We start from the raw sequence: 16,595 nt of genomic DNA, 5'->3' as shown, positions 1-16,595 counted from the left end.
TGCCACAACCAGCGCGTCACCGGCGCAGCACAGCACAACCGTGCACACCGAACCGTCATGACGCTGCGTTATCGCTTCACGAAAATCTTGGCTGAGCCCGAGGACTTCGCATCCCCGGTCTCGTCCGCGACCAGTACGACATCCTGACCATCGAGTTCACGCACGACCAGGTGGACGATCTCCTCCTGGGCCCGATCATGGTCGAACCTCGCCCGTAAAAGCAGGTGCTGCAGCCGGTGCGGGCCTGGATGCCCGAGGGCCTCGGCCAGCGTCCAGCAGTTGCGCGTGTCCACCTCCGCCAGCAGCCCGGTGACCATCTCTGCCGCCGTGGCACGGGTCTCACGCGGGGCGAAGCAGCCCGCGATCGCATCCATAGCCGCCCCGAACAGCCTGCCCCACGCAGCCCGGGCTATCGTCGCCTCCACGGCCACCTGGTTTTGATACGTCGTCACAAACGTTCATGATCACGGTGGCCGTACCTATGCCCACAGCAGGGACCACACAAGCTCCTGACCAGCGCAGACGCCGGAACTACAGCTGCCGTGACTGAGCCTGGCCTGTTCGGCCCCGCGCCGTCGTTCCAGGAGCCAGTGCGGAAGGCAATTGCCTTGCGGAGCTTTGGGGAGGGCCAGCTCGACGGGGTTGGCCCTGGTGCCTGTCCCACCTTTGCGGGCAGATCCGGTGTGGTGGTTGACGTGTTTGTCGCTGACCTGTCCGTATCTGCCGTTGCGCTTGGCCTCGGTGGACATGTCTTTACATCCGGAGCCTTAATCCGACGGCGAAATATCCGGATCAGGTGGTAACCGGTACGCCACAGATCTGGGAAATGGAGTGCTGCGAAGGGGCGTTGCGGTCCGAGTGCTCTGCCGGCTGAGGCTGCAGGACGCCTGGCATGAGATGCAACTGGAATTATGGATCAAGTAGGAAGATCATGACACTTCCTCGGGGGGGTGGTGCTGAGGAAGTGCCATGATCTCCGCGGCAATAGCAAGGATCGGCTGCGCATGCACCATGAAGCGAGCAGTTCAAAATCGGCTGACGAACTGCCCGCGCATGTCCTCGCTTTGCTTGATCACTAACTAACCAGATCGCCATTCTGGAGTATTGGATATTAGTGCCGACTTGTTGGAATATTCATGCCACCTGTGATGTCGTGATGTGTTGGGTTTTGTAGCGAGGTGTGGTTTGTAAACATGGACGGGCACCCGGCAAAGGGCGGTCATGTGAGAGCGGCAGGGCAGTCGTGAGCTGTCATGGGTCCGTGTCCGGTGGTTCATGGCAGGCGCTGAGGCTGGGGCAGGGGCAGGCTTGCGGACCCTGCGGCACGGCGGTGGTTCGGCTCTGAAGTGTTGGAAGTGGGGCGTGCCAAGAGGCTGTCGGGCATGGGTGGCCGGACCAGACTGGATCCTGTCGCGGATGAAGAAGCTCATCGGCTGCCGGGTTCACGGGAGCATCACGGCGCCGGCCACTGTGCAGATGCGATGCTGCGAAGGAACGGTTGGAGCCACCAATTGCCTACGCCCACCGCCTCACCTTGGACTCATGTGACGAGGCCGTGAGCAGCGGCTCGAGGTGCTGAACGATGAAGACGGTTCGCAACCTACGCCGCCGTGCTCATTCGCTTGGTCTGGGTGCTTTGGGGAAAGAGGTGTGGACTAAGGGCGTCGCCGTGGGGCTTCTCATCGCCACGACTCGGCCTTTACTCGAAAACTCACGACACCGTGCCGCCCATTCATGAAATCTCAAAGTGGATACGGGATGGGTTTCGATGTGTCACTCCTGCTGGCTTGGTGGGGTGTTGGGGAGTAGTGACTGTCGCAACCAGGGCATGAGTACGGGAAAAGTGATGCATGAATTGCATGTGAGCGTCACTGGACGGCATATTTACGCCAACATCACCTACAGCTCTCGGCAGTTGCCCGAGTGGGAGTCATACTGACGTCCAAAGTGGGAAGGTGCGCCAACGTTGTCGTCCTTAAACCCAGTAGGCATGTAGACGTAGCGACGGTTGCTGAACCCGTGGTGCGAAAAGTTGCAGCGATCGCTGGATAGCGCAGATGAGTGACCATCAGTTGACAGATAGCACGGACTCCTCGCCGAACCGCGAAAGTTCTATAGATTATCACGCCACCGTGAGTCTCACGGCTGAACAAGCGCCGCACGCCGAGCGGATATTCTTGGATTGGGAACGTGGTCCCTTCGCGCATCTCACGCGCCTGTCCATACCAGACTCCGGCCGATCTCGTGAATTCCGCTTTGATGCAGCCGGCATTCTCGTAGATGGTTTGCTGTCCGCTCGAGTCTACTGTGACTCTTTGATCGGGCTGTCGGGGAGTGACCTGGAGAATGACCCGATCGTTGCCGACGTAGTGACATCAGGGTGGATTGAATTCCAGAGCAAGAAGGAGAAGCATCTCGTAAAGCCCGGGCAGATTTGCATCAGGGATGCGAAGGCTTCATGGGCTTTCGCCTGTGCGCCGGCGACGGTTGCGCATGTCGTCTCTATTCCTCGGAACCTGGTTATCCCTTATATTGGGTCACCTCGGGTCTTCGATCGGGCGTACGTGTGTGATGTCGACGTCCCCGAAGTCCGCTTCTTCCTCAGTTTTTTGGAAGCGATCAAAAGGAGTAGCGGCGAGCTCGAAGATTCGATTGCTGCACAGAGCATGGCGCGGGAAGCTTGCGCGACTCTTTTGTCCGGCATCGTTGCGGGGCGTTCGGGGCCAGGTTTGTACGGTCATTCCAATGCCATGGTCGTAGCTGCCAAGAACTTCATCGATAAGAATATCGAAAGCGGCGACTTGACTCCGCAGGTGGTGGCTCAAAGCGTTGGAGTATCGCTTCGGACGCTGCATCGCTACTTTGCGGTATCGGATGACTCCGTCATGGCGTTTACTCGGCGGCGGCGTCTGCAGCGGGCGCACGAAGAACTTACGAATCCTGGCAGTAGGGTAGGAATCTCGGAGATCGCGGCGCGTTGGCATTTTGCTGACACGAGTCATTTCATAAGGCAATTCAAGTCGCTCTACGGAGATACTCCTGCCGCGTACCTGAGGAACCAGGTCAGGGGGAGGAGGGCTTGAGGGGCATCCTGATCGCTTGCCGAAGGCAGGAATTCCCGCGGGGGTTCCGCCGCCGTGCGATACGAACCAACGGTCCCTCTATGCCCTCCGGGACGACGCGGTGCGAGGACGTGCAAAGTCGCAGAGTCGTCTGACCTCGCCGGACTTGCGTCGGAGCGGTCCTCTGCGATTGCATCCTGGCTGCAGTCTGACCAGAGACGAGTTGCCGTGGGGGACTGAGGTTGTGCGCCGCGGTTCCGCTCGGGGTGGCGCGTGATGGGCAACGCGCTTTCCATCATGCTGACGCTCACTGCATGCCTCGATCTTAAGCAAGTCTCCGAGCGGTGGGTGTTGGACAAGGCCATTCGGCAGAGTGGGCCGAGCCCGCCCACAGCTCATCGCCAACATGATTGTGCTTAAGGGTACGCACAGGTGGTTTCGCAATGCATTAGGCTCAAGGCGACCCCACCGATCAGCTTCAATAGCGGCGCTGGATGAGAGCGGGGGAGCAGTAGGAGCCATCCGCCGCCGGCAAGAACTGCGGCACTCGGTCCTTCAAACCTGCTGTAAGACGTGGCAACTTGGGATGCCACGGCGATGTACGGCGGCGCCCGCGACGCGGTGCCGACAGTTGAATTCACGGGTTCGCTGTGGGCAATGCTGTGGTCCGCCAGTAAAGTTGAGGCGATGTTACAGGTTGATCCCGGAAGCTTCCGTGATCGTATTCAAGGGCTAGCATTCCCGTCGGCTGCGCAACTAGTCGATCGAGGGAATTCGTTGATACCCCATCCTCCGGGAAGGCGCCGACGCGCAATCGCGTTGGCGGCTGCCCTTCTGATCTTTGCGGCGACTCCGCAGGTGCTTGCTCTCGCTGACAGTCCGACAGGAGGTGAGGCTGCGCACCCCAGGCAACATGCTGTCACCGCCAAGTCCGTCGTGACCCTTCTTACCGGTGACAAGGTCACCATCGCTCCTGCCACGTCGAGCGGACCAGGCGTCATTACCGTCGAGGGGCCCGAAGGCGAGCCCGCGGGCGCGCGTGTTGTGACAGTGGGCGGCGATACCTACGTCTATCCCGACTCTGCGCAGCCCTATCTCGCCGGGAACGTCCTGGATCGGCGACTGTTCAATGTGACCCAACTCGTGGCCGACGGCTACGACAAGTTGGAGGATCTTCCGCTAATCATCACCTGTGACGGTGCACAGGCCGCTGCGGCCGCGTTGCGTCGGAGGGCGGATGCCATGCCAGGTGCTGCCGGTGTACGGCAGCTGCCCAGCATCAACGGTGTCGCGTTGGCGGCCGACCGGGACCACGTGGCTGACCTGTGGTCCTTCCTGACCGGAACACAGGGGGATACCCCTGCGCGAATCGGTGCGAGCAGCAGAGCGCCCCAGCTGAAGGGTGATGTCACCAAGGTCTGGCTCGACGGGAAGGCAAAGGCCACTCTCAGCGACTCGGTTGCCCAGATCGGGGCCCCCGGTGTCTGGTCCAGGGGCAACAGTGGTGAGGGTGTGGATGTCGCCGTCCTAGACAGCGGTTTTGACCCGGACCATCCCGACCTGAGGGCTGCCGTCGAGGACAGCCAGAGTTTTGTGCCTGGCGAAGAGGTTACTGACCGTCTTGGCCATGGCACCCATGTCGCGTCCATCATCGCGGGCAATGGTGCGGCTTCCGGCGGCCTAGAGAAGGGCGTCGCACCGGGTGTGGACTTGCACGTTGGCAAGGTCCTGGGCGACGACGGCGTGGGGTACGACTCCTGGATCCTGGCCGGCATGGAATGGGCCGCCCGAGACGTGCACGCCCGAGTGATCAGCATGAGCCTGGGCTCGGGCCCGAACTCCGATGGCGAAACGGTGCTCGCCCGTGCGGTGGATGCGCTGAGCGAGGAGACCGGCGCCCTGTTCACGATAGCCGCCGGCAACGACGGTCCCACCGCGCAGACGGTCGGGTCTCCCGGAACCGCCAGCGCGGCTCTGACGGTCGGTGCTGTCGATTCCGAGGACGCCATCGCAAGCTTCTCCAGTCGCGGCCCAGGCTACGGCGACGACGCCCTCAAGCCCGAGATAACGGCGCCCGGTGTCGACATCCTGGCCGCAAGGTCCCAGCACTCCGCAGAGGGGTCGGGGTACTACCGCAGTCTCAGCGGTACCTCCATGGCGACTCCGCACGTGGCCGGAGTGGCGGCTCTCGTAGCTGCCGCACACCCTGACTGGACCGGCAGCCGAATCAAGGACGCCCTGATCAGCACAGTCAAGGCGACACCGGAAATCTCCGCCGATGACGGTGGTAACGGCCGGGTGGACGCCGCTGCCGCTACGGCCACCCTCACCGCCACCGGCAAGATCGACGCCGGCATCCACTCGCCCGGTGAGGACCAGGGCACCAACGTGTCCACTGCGACCTGGACCAACACCGCGAACGAAGCCGTCACTATCGACCTCGCGGTGGAGGCACCAGGGGTCCCGGCTTATGTGTTCTCCATTTCCCAGAAGCGGCTGAGCGTCCCCGCGCACGGCACCGCAAGCACTGCCGTCACCACCGACCCGGGTAAGGCAGGGGAACTGCAACGCTGGACCGGCCACCTCACAGCATCCACGGACGGCACCGTACGCACGCGCACCCTGCTCGGCGTCAGTACCCGCCAGCGGCTCCTCCACGTGCGCACGAAGATCACCGGGCGTTCGGGTGAACCCACCAGCGGTTTCATCTCCTTCTTCAGGAAGGGAGACGAGCAGGACTACAGCCATCTCTATGGCGACGGGAACTCAGACGATCTCCTGCTGCCCGGCCGGTACACCGTCGTCGCCGACTTTCCCGTGGAGGGTACGCACGGCGCCTCGTCCGCGGGCTTCGCGCGGCTGGTCATTCCGCAGGTGGACATCACGGACGACATCGATCTGGTGCTCGACGGCACAAAACTGCGGGAGGTCGCGGTAGCGACGCCTCGCAACACGCAGAACGTAACCAGACGCCTGGATTACCACCGGATGTTCGCCGACGGCAGCTCTGTGACCAACACCGAGATCATCGGTGATGCCTTCGACAGCATCTGGACGGCGCCGACGGCGCCGGGCCGCGACGGCGACCAGTACTTGACCGCCCGCTGGCGCAACCAGGAGCCGCAGCTGTCGGTCGCCGCAGGCGGTCAGGAGTTCGATGACCTATGGGTCATGCCCGGCTCGAAGATGCTTACCGAGGGCGAGTACGGCCTTGATCTGATCCATCCCGGCCAGGGTCTGGCGGGGGACTACGAGGGCGTTGCCGCCGCTGGGAAGGCAGCCATCGTACGTTGGGTGGACGGTGACACATCGGATGATCAGGTCCGCGCCGCCCAGGCCGCAGGTGTGAAGCTGCTGCTGTTCGTGAACTCCCTTGACGGACGGCTGAAGGAATCGATTGTCAAAACCTCCCTCGAGGCCGTGGGCGTGTCGCGTACCGAGGGCGAGAAGCTGATCTCCCGCGTGGACGCCAGCGTGTCGGGCAGCGTGCGCCTGCACGCCGTATCCCACCCCGACACCGACTACCTGTACGACCTGGTCCGCACGTTCAAGGGCCGTATCCCCGCGGACCTCACCTATGCGCCGAAGCAGTCGCAGCTGGCACGCATCGAGGTGTCGTTCCGCAACCCCAATGGCCGTGATTTGTCCGAATACCGTTACGACCAGCACCCGTGGGCGCGGTACAACGTCGGCAGCACCTTGCCGAGCACATCCAGCGCACATCGCACCGACTACGTCACCGCGGACAACACCTTCTCCTGGTCGGAGGAGGCGACCCTGCAAGCGGTGGCTACCAGCTACTCCGGCCCGGTCCGCTATCCGGTGGGGCACACCACGGACGTGACCTGGTTCGGCACGGTGTTCCGCCCGCGATTCAACGACCACGCGTCCGTTTCTCCGACCCGCACCGGTAACGTCATCGAACTCGCTGTCCCGGCATGGGGTGACTCCGGCGGCAACCACGCCGCCTACGACTCGTTCGGCAGTGGCACCGTGAAGGAAACGGCCGAACTGTATCGGGGCGGTACGCTGCTCGCTTCGGGCTGGGGCTACGTCCAGGCTGAGGTGTCCTCCTCGAAGGGCACTTACCGCCTGGTGCACACCGGTAGCCGCGAGGCCACAGCCGATTTCCCGTACTCGACGTCCACCCGCACCGAGTGGACGTTCACCTCAGGCGCTCCGCGCAATGCACAAAAGCCCGAGCAGCTCCCGCTTGTGCAACTCGACTACAACCTGCCCACCTCCACCGACGGGAAAGCAGCGCACAACGCGACTTTGCTTGTCACACCGGTCCATCTGGCCGGCGCTCCCCATGCGGCCCTGCAGACGAGGAAGGTGGAGCTGTCCTATGACGACGGAGCTACCTGGTCAACCGCGCGCCTGACCGGATGTGGCAACGGCAAGGTCAGCACCGTGCTGAAGGCGCCGAAGGCAGCGCAGTACGTCACGATACGGGTGCAGGCCGGGGACACTCGCGGCAACACCATCACGCAGACCGTCGCAAGGGCTGCGGGTATCGCCCGGTGATCGCTACATAAGCGACGAAACGGCATCGGCGGCCGATTAGGACGCCTGCCCTCGTCATCCGGCGCCCTGTCAGTGTCTGGCAGGGCGCCGGCCCAGCCGATACCGGCTGCCCGGGGAAGTCCGGCGTCGAGTTGTCACAGGTCCACGGCCGTGAATGGGGGCACACAGGCGCCGGGGCCCGTGTGTGTCGGCGGTCAGGCGGAAGCTTGAGCAGCAGGCGCAGCTCGTCCTTGTGAGCGGTCGGTCTTGCGGCCCACTTTGCCGGCTTCGAGGGTCCTGGGATCGACTGCCTCGCCGGGTGAGCCGTGCTCGTAGGTTCCGTCAGGATGCTGGTCACGGTCGTGGGGGAGCAGAAAGAAGACACGCCGTTCATACAGGCCTGAGTCCGGGTTGGGACTTGCATCCTCGCTGAGTGTGCTGTAACCGACCATGCGGCCGTCGCGGGCATATCGGGGACGGCCGGCTCTGCGGGAGGTCTTGTCCAGTGCCTGCCGTACGTAGTCAAACTTGGTGGGGTCCTCGAGCCACACGATGTTCGCCTCGTGGGTGAGAGCGTCCTCCTCCAGTAGCGAGCTCATCGCTCCAGCCCCTCTTTCCTGTCTGCTTCCGGACCGAGTCTGGGAAGGGTTGCGTCCTTCCGGGTTTCACTGGGTTGAGCAGTGAAGTCATCGGGTGGCCCCTGGCTCTGATCGCCTCCATCGTAGAGCGATCGGCTGACTTCGCGTAGTGCGCCGCCGTGTATGTCCGGCATCAGGTGGGTGCTGTCCGTCACGGGACACTTCCGATGCGCGATGCCAATCCCGATTGTTCGCCTGCGCGAATCATCGTTGGGCTGCCTTGCCATCGGCTTTGAGACCCACACCAGGGTAGAACTTCCTTCCATTCGTCTTGATCATGTCGGCGGCGCTCGCGATCCCGAGCTCCTGCCTGACGCGTCCGGAGAAGGCTCGCGGGCCCGCAGGGTCCTGGGTCTCGTTGAGGCACCACTTGGTGTACGCCTCGTACAGCGGCCCCTGCTCGGCACGCGCTCCCGGCTGCAGCACGCATTCCTCCTCGAGGAACCGGCCGATGTGGTCCTCGTTGGCAGCGTAGGACTCGGTTGCGGCAGTCACCTGCACGGGCCCGTTGAGCGGGTCGCGCGTCTGGAACCAGTCCACAGCTCCCTGGACCAGCCAATGGAGGATGCCGGGACCCTCCTCCCTCACCAGTACACGAGCGAGATTGTCGATCTTCCGCTCATCGGGCACGGTCCGTTCGAACGGGATCAGCCGGATCCGACGCCAGAAGGCGAAGCCACCCGTGGTGACCTCGGGCTTGTGGTTGCCGAGAAGCCACAGGTGGTGGGTGGGTACGAAGCTGAAGTAGTTCTGCCTCATCCGCCGGGCTTTGATGATGTCTCCGCCGGTGAGCATTTTCACCCGCGCTTCGTCGAAGCGGTCGCCTGCTCGCAGTTCACTGCAGACGATGATCCGACGGCCGTGGAGTTCGGTGAGTTCCGTGGAGTGCTCCTCGAAGGTCCTGGCCATCAGGAAGCCAGGCGGCGCGGCGTCCGCGTAGTCGCCCAGGAGCTGCAGCACGACGTCCATGAGCGCCGATTTGCCGTTCTTGCCAGCCCCGTGGAGGAACGGCAGGACCTGGGCCCCGACGTCTCCGGTGATGGAGTAGCCGAGAAGCAGATGCACGAACCTGATCATGTCGCGGCCGGTTTCGTCATCACCAAAGGTGTCCGCGAGGAACTGACGAAAACGCGGGGTCGGCATGTTCTGTGGGGCAACACTCGTCGAACGACTGTGGAAGTCCCGCTCAGGATCGGCCGCGCGCATTTCTCCCGTTCTGAGGCTGACCACGCCACCGGGCGTGCACAGGGCGTACGGGTCGCCATCGAGATCTCTCGCTTCGAGGGCGAGGTCGGGGTGGGCTTCGGCAAGGGTGAGTAGATTCCTCTGCCCGGCCGCGGAGAGTGACCTCTGGGCGTGGCGGGCCATTTCGCGGTCGCTGAAATACCCGAGAGGGTCGGTGGAAGCGAGCTGTTCGGCCAGGGTGCCGGCCGCCCATAGCGCAGCCTTGTTGCCACCGTTGCGCTTCCATCGGTACCCGTCCCAGGTGTACCAGCCGTAGCCGTCGACATAACGGAAGCGGCCCTTGTTCAGCTTGGCGAAGAGCTTTGCGTTGCCTCTGTCCGACAGGGTGTCGGGGACGTAGGGCGGACCGTCGCCCGCTGTTCGCTCCCGGGGCTGGAGACCGGGTGCGGCATGCGCTTGCGGCGCAGTCTGCTGTCCTGGCACCGGGAGGGGAGCCTGAGGTTGCACCAGCTCGAGTTCGAGCATCTGCTGTGCTGCTGCGCCGGCATCGAAGCCGCTGCCGGAGGGCCCGGGGTTGGTGCTCATGCGCGTCCTTCGGGGTGAAGCGGTCGGCGAGCTCCTGCTGCGAGGGCTGAGGTGATGATCTGGCGATTCCGAGACGCCTGCTGCGGGCGTGCGTTGTGCGCTGCTTCGGTGAGCAACCGCTCCGCCTCGTCGTGAGATATACGGCCCGCTCCGACCAACCCGCCAGCGGTGAATGCGGCGCGGTTGAGCTTTTCGGTGAAGCCGGCTCCCTCGGGTACCGCTGCACACGCGTCGAGAGCTCCGAGGAGGGTCTGCAGGGTGCGGACTGCCCCATCGCGAGTTGCCGGTGTCGAACGTCGCGGCTGGGCGGCGGCGGGCTGTTGAGGGAGGTGGACGTGTCCGGTCCGTGTGAGCTCGGTGGCAAGCCATCGTGGAAGCGGGGCGGGAAGCGTCGCCCGTCCGGTGCGCTGGTACGTGCCGCGAGGGGTCTGGGTCCCCGGTGCGACGATGTAGCCGCCCGTGGCACGAACGTCGACCTGCCATGCCAGGGCTGTCTTGCCCGATCCGGCGGAGGATTTGAAAAGCGGGTCGTGGGAGGTGCGCTTGTACCAGATGTGGCGGCCGCCGGAGACGGTCTGCACCTGAAGCGTTTCTTCGTCGTCTACCGGGTTGGTCTGCCGGCGAAGTGCCGCCAGAAGAGCGATCGTGTCGTAACCGCTGCTGAGCCCGTCGAGGTTGACCCGTTCGTCGATCGGGATGCCCGGCAGGAGCCGGTTGCGATGGGGAACCTGAGCGGCGTGGGCGTCCACGTCGATCACTACAAGGCCTGCTGGGCCGCAGGAAACCCCCACCCCGAAGTGGGGTTCGCGAGACCACCATCGGTGGATCAGATCATGGTCGGTCGTTGCCGCATGGAAACTGTGGCACCACTTGCCCTCGTTGATGCATTCGCACGTCTGCGGAGCATGGGCACGGTCCTTGCTGCACCGCGGGCAGTTGGCTGCCGGCGTCTTCCGCATCGGTGCCAAGGGATGCACAGGCCAACCCTGGGACGCGCAGAAGTGCGCGACGTCCTCGGGCCGTGAGGCCGGCGCTGCACTGGTTTCACCGTGGCGGGGCACTGGTTCCTCGTTCGGATCAGGCAAGGGGCTGACAGGGACTCTCGAGGCTCAGCCGTAAAACGCCTGTTCAGGCGCCCTTCGACCGGGCCGCAGGGACTGTAGGGACTGACTTTTCGAAATCAGACAACTGGATACTAGTGGTCTCCAGTCGTCGAGTTGACGCCCCTGGCGGCCGGTGCGTCCGATAAGAGTTAAATGATGAAGAAGTCCACTTCCTTAGGGGCTGTAGGGACTGAGGTTCGGAGTTGCGCCCACCAGTCAATGAGGGGTATTTGGGGCATTTTCATCCGTTTTGGACTCTACGCGAGGGACTGTAGGGACTGAGATTCAGCACTCTAGCGTTCGTGGATCGCGTGGATCGCCTGGAACACCAGGTTCTTCACGCCAACTCCGAAACTCAGCCCCTACAGCCCCTGCCCGACAGTCGATCACGCCCTTGAACTGCGGCGTTGACGCAGATGTCCAGTTGGCAACCACGGCCGGGAACCTTCACCGGCACGATGGCGACCTCTGACTCAGACGCGCATCGCACGCCGACGCGGTCGGGCGGCGTCAGGGCGTCAAGTACGCCCGAAGCGGAACGTCGATGGGACTGCTCCTGCGACGGATCCGCGATGACGCGAGCGGAACGGGTGTGCGAGCTCACGCCCCGCTGGTTGCCCACCCGATTCACCGCCATGGCCTCATCCCGTGCATCGAGCGCTCCGGGCTGCTGAACCGATCGACGGACGAATGAGCCTGACACCACACCCCACCGTGATGCCGCCGGCCGCATCCTGCGCGATGCCGCTACTGCGTCAACGCCTGGAGCGGTGGCATTGATGCTCTGGTGGACGCAGGCGACGCGGCTGCGAGCAACCGGTGAAGTGGATGCCTCACACGGACCGGCGCCAGGGCCTCGCCTGCGGAGGCTTGCTCCGGCGGACGGCGCCGGTCGGCGGTGTGCGGCTGTGCAGGGTCTGACTTTCCGTCATGAGGTGACAGCCGCAGATTGGCGTGTCTCTTCCTCTTCGAGGCGCAAAAATTCTATTTCGCCGAATGAGGTTGAAGTACTGTGATCCGGAGTCATCCGAGTTGAAGGTGTGACGTGAGTTTCGCGGCCAGCCAATGGGTGCGGGATTCACGCGATGCGTGTGGCACAGTCCGCAATCTCGGCATGCTTAAATCCATGCCTCGGTCTCCAAACTTGGGGCGGGCCACGTTCTCACCCGTTATTGGGTAATCGCCGTCGTCATGACGTATAAGTGCGGGGTTAAAGTGCAGTTCGGTCGGCTCCCTGCGGTTATCGAGCAGGGTGGAGGCATGCCAGCGCTCGACTCGTGGGCGCTGCCAGCACTGACAGCGCTGGAGCCGTGCGTGCGCGCGCAGAGCACGGCCTGCGACGTTGGTATGCCATCACGCGCGTTCATCAGCTCGGAGGCCGCCGCGATTCTTCGGATCGCAGACCTGCTCGCCCCTGAAAGGTCCGTACAGTGAGCACGGTGGTGGCCAAGCGTTCACCGCGCGCCGAGGGCCCGCAACCGCCCGAGGGACAGGTCGAGCTGGCAGAGCCGCCCGTATTGGGAGAGCCGGCGAGTCCCGATTTCGGATCGGCATTGATGTACCTGCCGATGGGGCTCGGTGTTGGCGTCATCGCACTGATGTTCTCCGTGCAGAGTGCCGGACCGGCGACTTACATGATGTCGGGCATGATGGCCCTGGCCATGGTCAGCATGACGCTGACCCAGATTGGCCGGGCCGGTGCAGAGCGCCGGCGCAGGATGCGCGCGGAGCGCCGCGATTACCTGCGCTACCTGGTGCAGAGGCGCCGCCAGGCCCGCCAGGCTGCCGACCGACAGCGTGCCGCCCTGCTGTGGGATCACCCCGAGCCGGGCCAGTTGTGGGCGCTGGCGATGGGAACCCGCTTGTGGGAACGACGACCCGCGCATGCCGATTTCGGGCGCGTACGCATCGGGGAGGGGCATCGGCGGGCAGCCTTGGAGTTCATGCCGCCGCAGACCAAGCCGGTGGAGGATCTGGAACCGCTGACCGCTATCTCGTTGCGCCGCTTCACCAAAGCGCACCAGACGGTGCCGTGCCTGCCGATCCCCGTGGCGTTGCGCCGGTTCAGCAGCCTGGAGTTGGCGGGCGAGCCCGAGGCGGCCCTCGCACTGCTGCGCGCCATGGTGGGGCAGCTTGCCGTACTCCATTCTCCCGATGAATTGCGGATCGCTCTGCTGGGAGGAGCGTCTGCTCGTGCTGAGTGGGACTGGCTGAAGTGGCTCCCGCACAACGCCCATCCGCACGAGGAGGACGACGCCGGCCCGGTGCGGCTGGCGGCCGAAGACCACGACGCGCTGATGGAGCTGTTGGGTGCGGAGGTACGTGACCGTCCGGAACACGATCCCGAGGCTTCGCCGAGCATGACCGAGCCGTTCGTGGTGATCGTGGCGCAGGGCGTGCGACTGCGGGAGAACTCTCGTCTGCTGCAGGGCGGACTGCGGAACGTGGTGCTACTGGACGCGACCGGCACGATGACCGGCGGTCCCAAGGTGCTGCGTCTTACGACCCGCGGCACGAGCGTCTCGTTCCCGTCCGGCGACGACACAGTCACCGCTCGGGCTGACGTGCTCACCCGCACCCAAGCCGAAGCTCTCGCCCGCACTCTGGCGCCGATGCGCACGAGCGGCACGGTGGACCTGCTGGACCAGGCTCTGGAGTCGGACTTCGAACTCACTGCGCTGCTCGGTATACGCGACCCGCGCACCTTCGATATCGCGGCCAAGTGGCGACCGCGGCAGACCCAGTCGGCGCGTCTGCTGGTGCCTTTGGGCGTCACGGAGGAGGGAGAGGTAGTCGAGCTCGACATCAAGGAGTCTGCCCAGGGCGGTATGGGCCCGCACGGCCTGCTCATCGGTGCTACCGGCTCCGGCAAGAGCGAGCTTCTGCGCACACTGGTAATGGGGCTGGTCGCCACGCATTCGTCGGAGCTCCTCAACCTGGTGCTCGTCGACTTCAAGGGCGGAGCGACATTCCTGGGGATGGACCGACTGCCGCATACCTCGGCGGTCATCACGAACCTCGCCGACGAGATTCACCTGGTCGACCGGATGCGTGACTCCATCAACGGGGAGATGATCCGTCGACAGGAACTGCTCCGCGAGTCCGGGTACTCCTCACTGTTCGACTACGAGAAGGCGCGAAACGCGGGGACGAACCTGACTCCGCTGCCGTCGCTGTTGATCATCGTGGACGAGTTCTCGGAACTCCTCGCCAGCAAACCCGAGTTTGTGGACCTGTTCGTCTCCATCGGCCGCCTCGGGCGAAGTCTCGGGATCCATCTGCTCCTGGCGTCCCAGCGACTGGACGAAAGCCGCATCCACAAGGTGGAGGGCCACCTTTCCTACCGGATCGCTCTGCGCACGTTCTCGACGATGGAGTCGCGCAGCGTCATCGGTGTCTCCAGCGCCTACGAATTGCCGTCGGCTCCGGGCAACGGATTCCTGAAGCTGGACACCACCAACCTGGTGCGTTTCAAAGCGGCATACGTGTCCGGTCCCGCACCTGAACCTGTCCACGAGGCGGCACGCAGCACCCAGCAGGCGGGGACCGTGGGACAGGTCACCGCTTTCACGCTGGAGCAGCAGGGCACGCTGCTGTCCGAGCGTGTCGATGCACACCTTGCCGAGTTGGCAGAGCAGCAGACGTTGCGCGAAGCCGAACGGCAGGAGGAGTCTTCCGGTCCGGCTTCGGGCACGGGGCAGCAAGGTGAGGAGACGCTGCTGGAGGTGCTGATCGGAAGGCTGGAGGACAGCGGTCCGCCGGCACGGCAGGTGTGGCTGCCTCCGCTGACCGAGTCCCCCAGCCTCGATCAGCTACTGCCCGGCATCGTTCCGGATCCCGTACGCGGCATGAGTGCGGCGGGCCACGTGTCACTCGGCTCGCTGAGGGTGCCGCTGGGCACGGTCGACAGGCCGTACGAGCAGTCGCGGGAGATGCTGGTCGCGGACTTCTCCGGTGCCGATGGCCACCTCGGCCTCGTAGGGGCCCCACAGACCGGCAAGTCGACCATGCTGCGCACGCTGATGCTCTCTTTGGCGCTGACCCATACGCCGGAGGAGGTGCAGTTCTACTGCCTCGACTTCGGCGGTGGCGGTCTGGTCTCCACAGCCGGCTTGCCGCATGTCGGTTCGGTCGCCACTCGACTGGAACGCGATCGTGTCCTGCGGACCGTCGCGGAGCTCACGCAACTGCTGGAGAAGCGCGAGCAGGAGTTCACGTCGCGGGGACTTGAGTCGATGACGGCCTATCGCCGGCTCAAGGCCGAAGGCGGCATCGACGACCCGTACGGCGATGTGTTCCTCGTGGTCGACGGTTGGGGCTCCCTCCGCCAGGACTATGAGGACCTGGAACCGCGCGTCATTGACATAGCAGCACGCGGACTGGCATTCGGGCTGCATGTCATCGCCTCTGCCGTGCGGTGGTCGGAGATCCGTCCGCGACTGCGCGACCTGCTGGGCACGAAGTTCGAACTGCGCCTGGGCGACTCCATGGAATCCGAGGTCGGCTCCCGTGTTGCCGCTGCGGTTCCGCACCAGGTCGGCCGCGGCCTGACGGCAACCGGACACCACTTCCTGTCGGCCCTGCCCCGGCTTGACAGCTCCAGTGAGATTACTGACCTGACCGCCGCCACGAAGGCGTCGGTGGCGGAGATCGACACCTTCTGGACCGGCCGCCCCGCACCGGGTGTTCGCTTGCTGCCGACCCGCTTGCCGGCGAATCAGCTCCCCGCAGCCGAGGGTGACCTGAAGGTCTGCGTCGGCTGGGACGAACAGCGGCTTGAGCCGGTCTGGCACGATTTCTCGGCCACTCCGCACTTGATGGTGTTCGGTGACGGAGAGACTGGGAAGACGAACGCCTTGCGCCTGGTGATTCGCTCCATCATCTCCCGCTATACGCCGAGCCAGGCCCGGATCATGGTTGCCGACCCCAACCGGGGGCTCCTGAACTCGGTGCCCGAGGAGTACCGGGTGGGGTACGTCGTCGACAGTGACGCTCTGAGCACATTGGCCGGCAACGCCAAGATTTCGATGGACAAGCGGGTGCCGGGACCGGACATCACTCCTGAGCAGCTGTCCCGCCGTGACTGGTGGCAGGGACCGCTGCTGTTCGTTCTCGTCGATGACTACGACTTGTTCTCCGGTACTCCGGGCGCGCCCGCATCCATGGCTCCGTTGGTACCGCTACTCGCACAGGGCATGCACATCGGCATGCACGTGGTGGTCGCGCGCAGTACCTCGGGCGCCGTCCGCGCCATGATGGATCCGGTGCTGCGCAGGCTGTGGGAGCTAGGCAATCCCGCACTGCTGTTCTCCTACCCCAAGGAGGAGGGCAAGTTCCTCGGCGAGGCCAGGCCGCGCAGTCTCCCGCCGGGCAGGGCCCAACTCGTCACCCGGCGATCGGTCAAGCTCGTGCAGACGGGTTTGGTGACCTCATGAGGCCCATATCGGGATCCGGGCGGCTGCCCTGTTTGCCACGGCACCGTTCGCAGTGCCCGACCTCCCCGTTCTCCCGCTCAG

The 16,595-nt window shown here is 64.4% G+C and carries 6 protein-coding genes and 1 pseudogene; 3 read left to right on the top strand and 4 right to left on the bottom strand.

The genetic code is table 11. The features are described 5' to 3' along the window. Positions 1–98 precede the first annotated feature (98 nt). Positions 99–452, bottom strand: a pseudogene (locus PV350_RS22880) (transposase); the annotation flags it as partial. Positions 453–2,057: 1,605 nt separating this feature from the next. Here PV350_RS22880 and PV350_RS22875 point away from each other — a divergent pair. Both PV350_RS22875 and PV350_RS22870 read left to right on the top strand, forming a co-directional pair. Continuing rightward, on the top strand, positions 2,058–3,083 hold the full coding sequence (locus PV350_RS22875) for a helix-turn-helix domain-containing protein (protein WP_500335764.1): 1,026 nt from the start codon (positions 2,058–2,060) through the stop codon (positions 3,081–3,083). A gap of 915 nt (positions 3,084–3,998) precedes the next feature. Then, on the top strand, positions 3,999–7,589 hold the full coding sequence (locus tag PV350_RS22870; RefSeq protein ID WP_500335762.1) for a S8 family serine peptidase: 3,591 nt from the start codon (positions 3,999–4,001) through the stop codon (positions 7,587–7,589). A 194-nt stretch (positions 7,590–7,783) separates the two neighbouring features. Here the strand turns inward: PV350_RS22870 and PV350_RS22865 are convergent, their stop codons facing one another. The 3 genes from PV350_RS22865 to PV350_RS22855 all read right to left on the bottom strand — a co-directional run bounded on the left by PV350_RS22865 (position 7,784) and on the right by PV350_RS22855 (position 11,037). Beyond that, entirely contained in the window at positions 7,784–8,167 is a 384-nt protein-coding gene (locus tag PV350_RS22865; protein ID WP_500335760.1) for a DUF6009 family protein, read from the bottom strand. Positions 8,168–8,410: 243 nt separating this feature from the next. Then, positions 8,411–9,976, bottom strand: coding sequence for a DNA primase family protein (locus PV350_RS22860; RefSeq protein ID WP_500335758.1), 1,566 nt, complete (start codon positions 9,974–9,976; stop codon positions 8,411–8,413). After that, positions 9,973–11,037, bottom strand: coding sequence for a bifunctional DNA primase/polymerase (locus PV350_RS22855; RefSeq protein ID WP_500335766.1), 1,065 nt, complete (start codon positions 11,035–11,037; stop codon positions 9,973–9,975). The genes PV350_RS22860 and PV350_RS22855 overlap by 4 nt, the downstream gene beginning before the upstream one ends. Before the next feature lie 1,472 nt (positions 11,038–12,509). On the opposite strand from PV350_RS22855, the gene eccCa reads away from it, so the two are divergent. Then, positions 12,510–16,514: a type VII secretion protein EccCa gene (gene eccCa / locus PV350_RS22850; RefSeq protein WP_500335756.1), complete on the top strand. Its 4,005-nt coding sequence runs from the start codon at positions 12,510–12,512 to the stop codon at positions 16,512–16,514. Positions 16,515–16,595 lie beyond the last annotated feature (81 nt).

Origin of the sequence: Streptomyces sp. PA03-6a (assembly GCF_033792765.1) — a bacterium.
In the GTDB taxonomy this organism is placed as follows: domain Bacteria; phylum Actinomycetota; class Actinomycetes; order Streptomycetales; family Streptomycetaceae; genus Actinacidiphila.
This window is presented reverse-complemented; position numbering and strand designations above follow the sequence as displayed.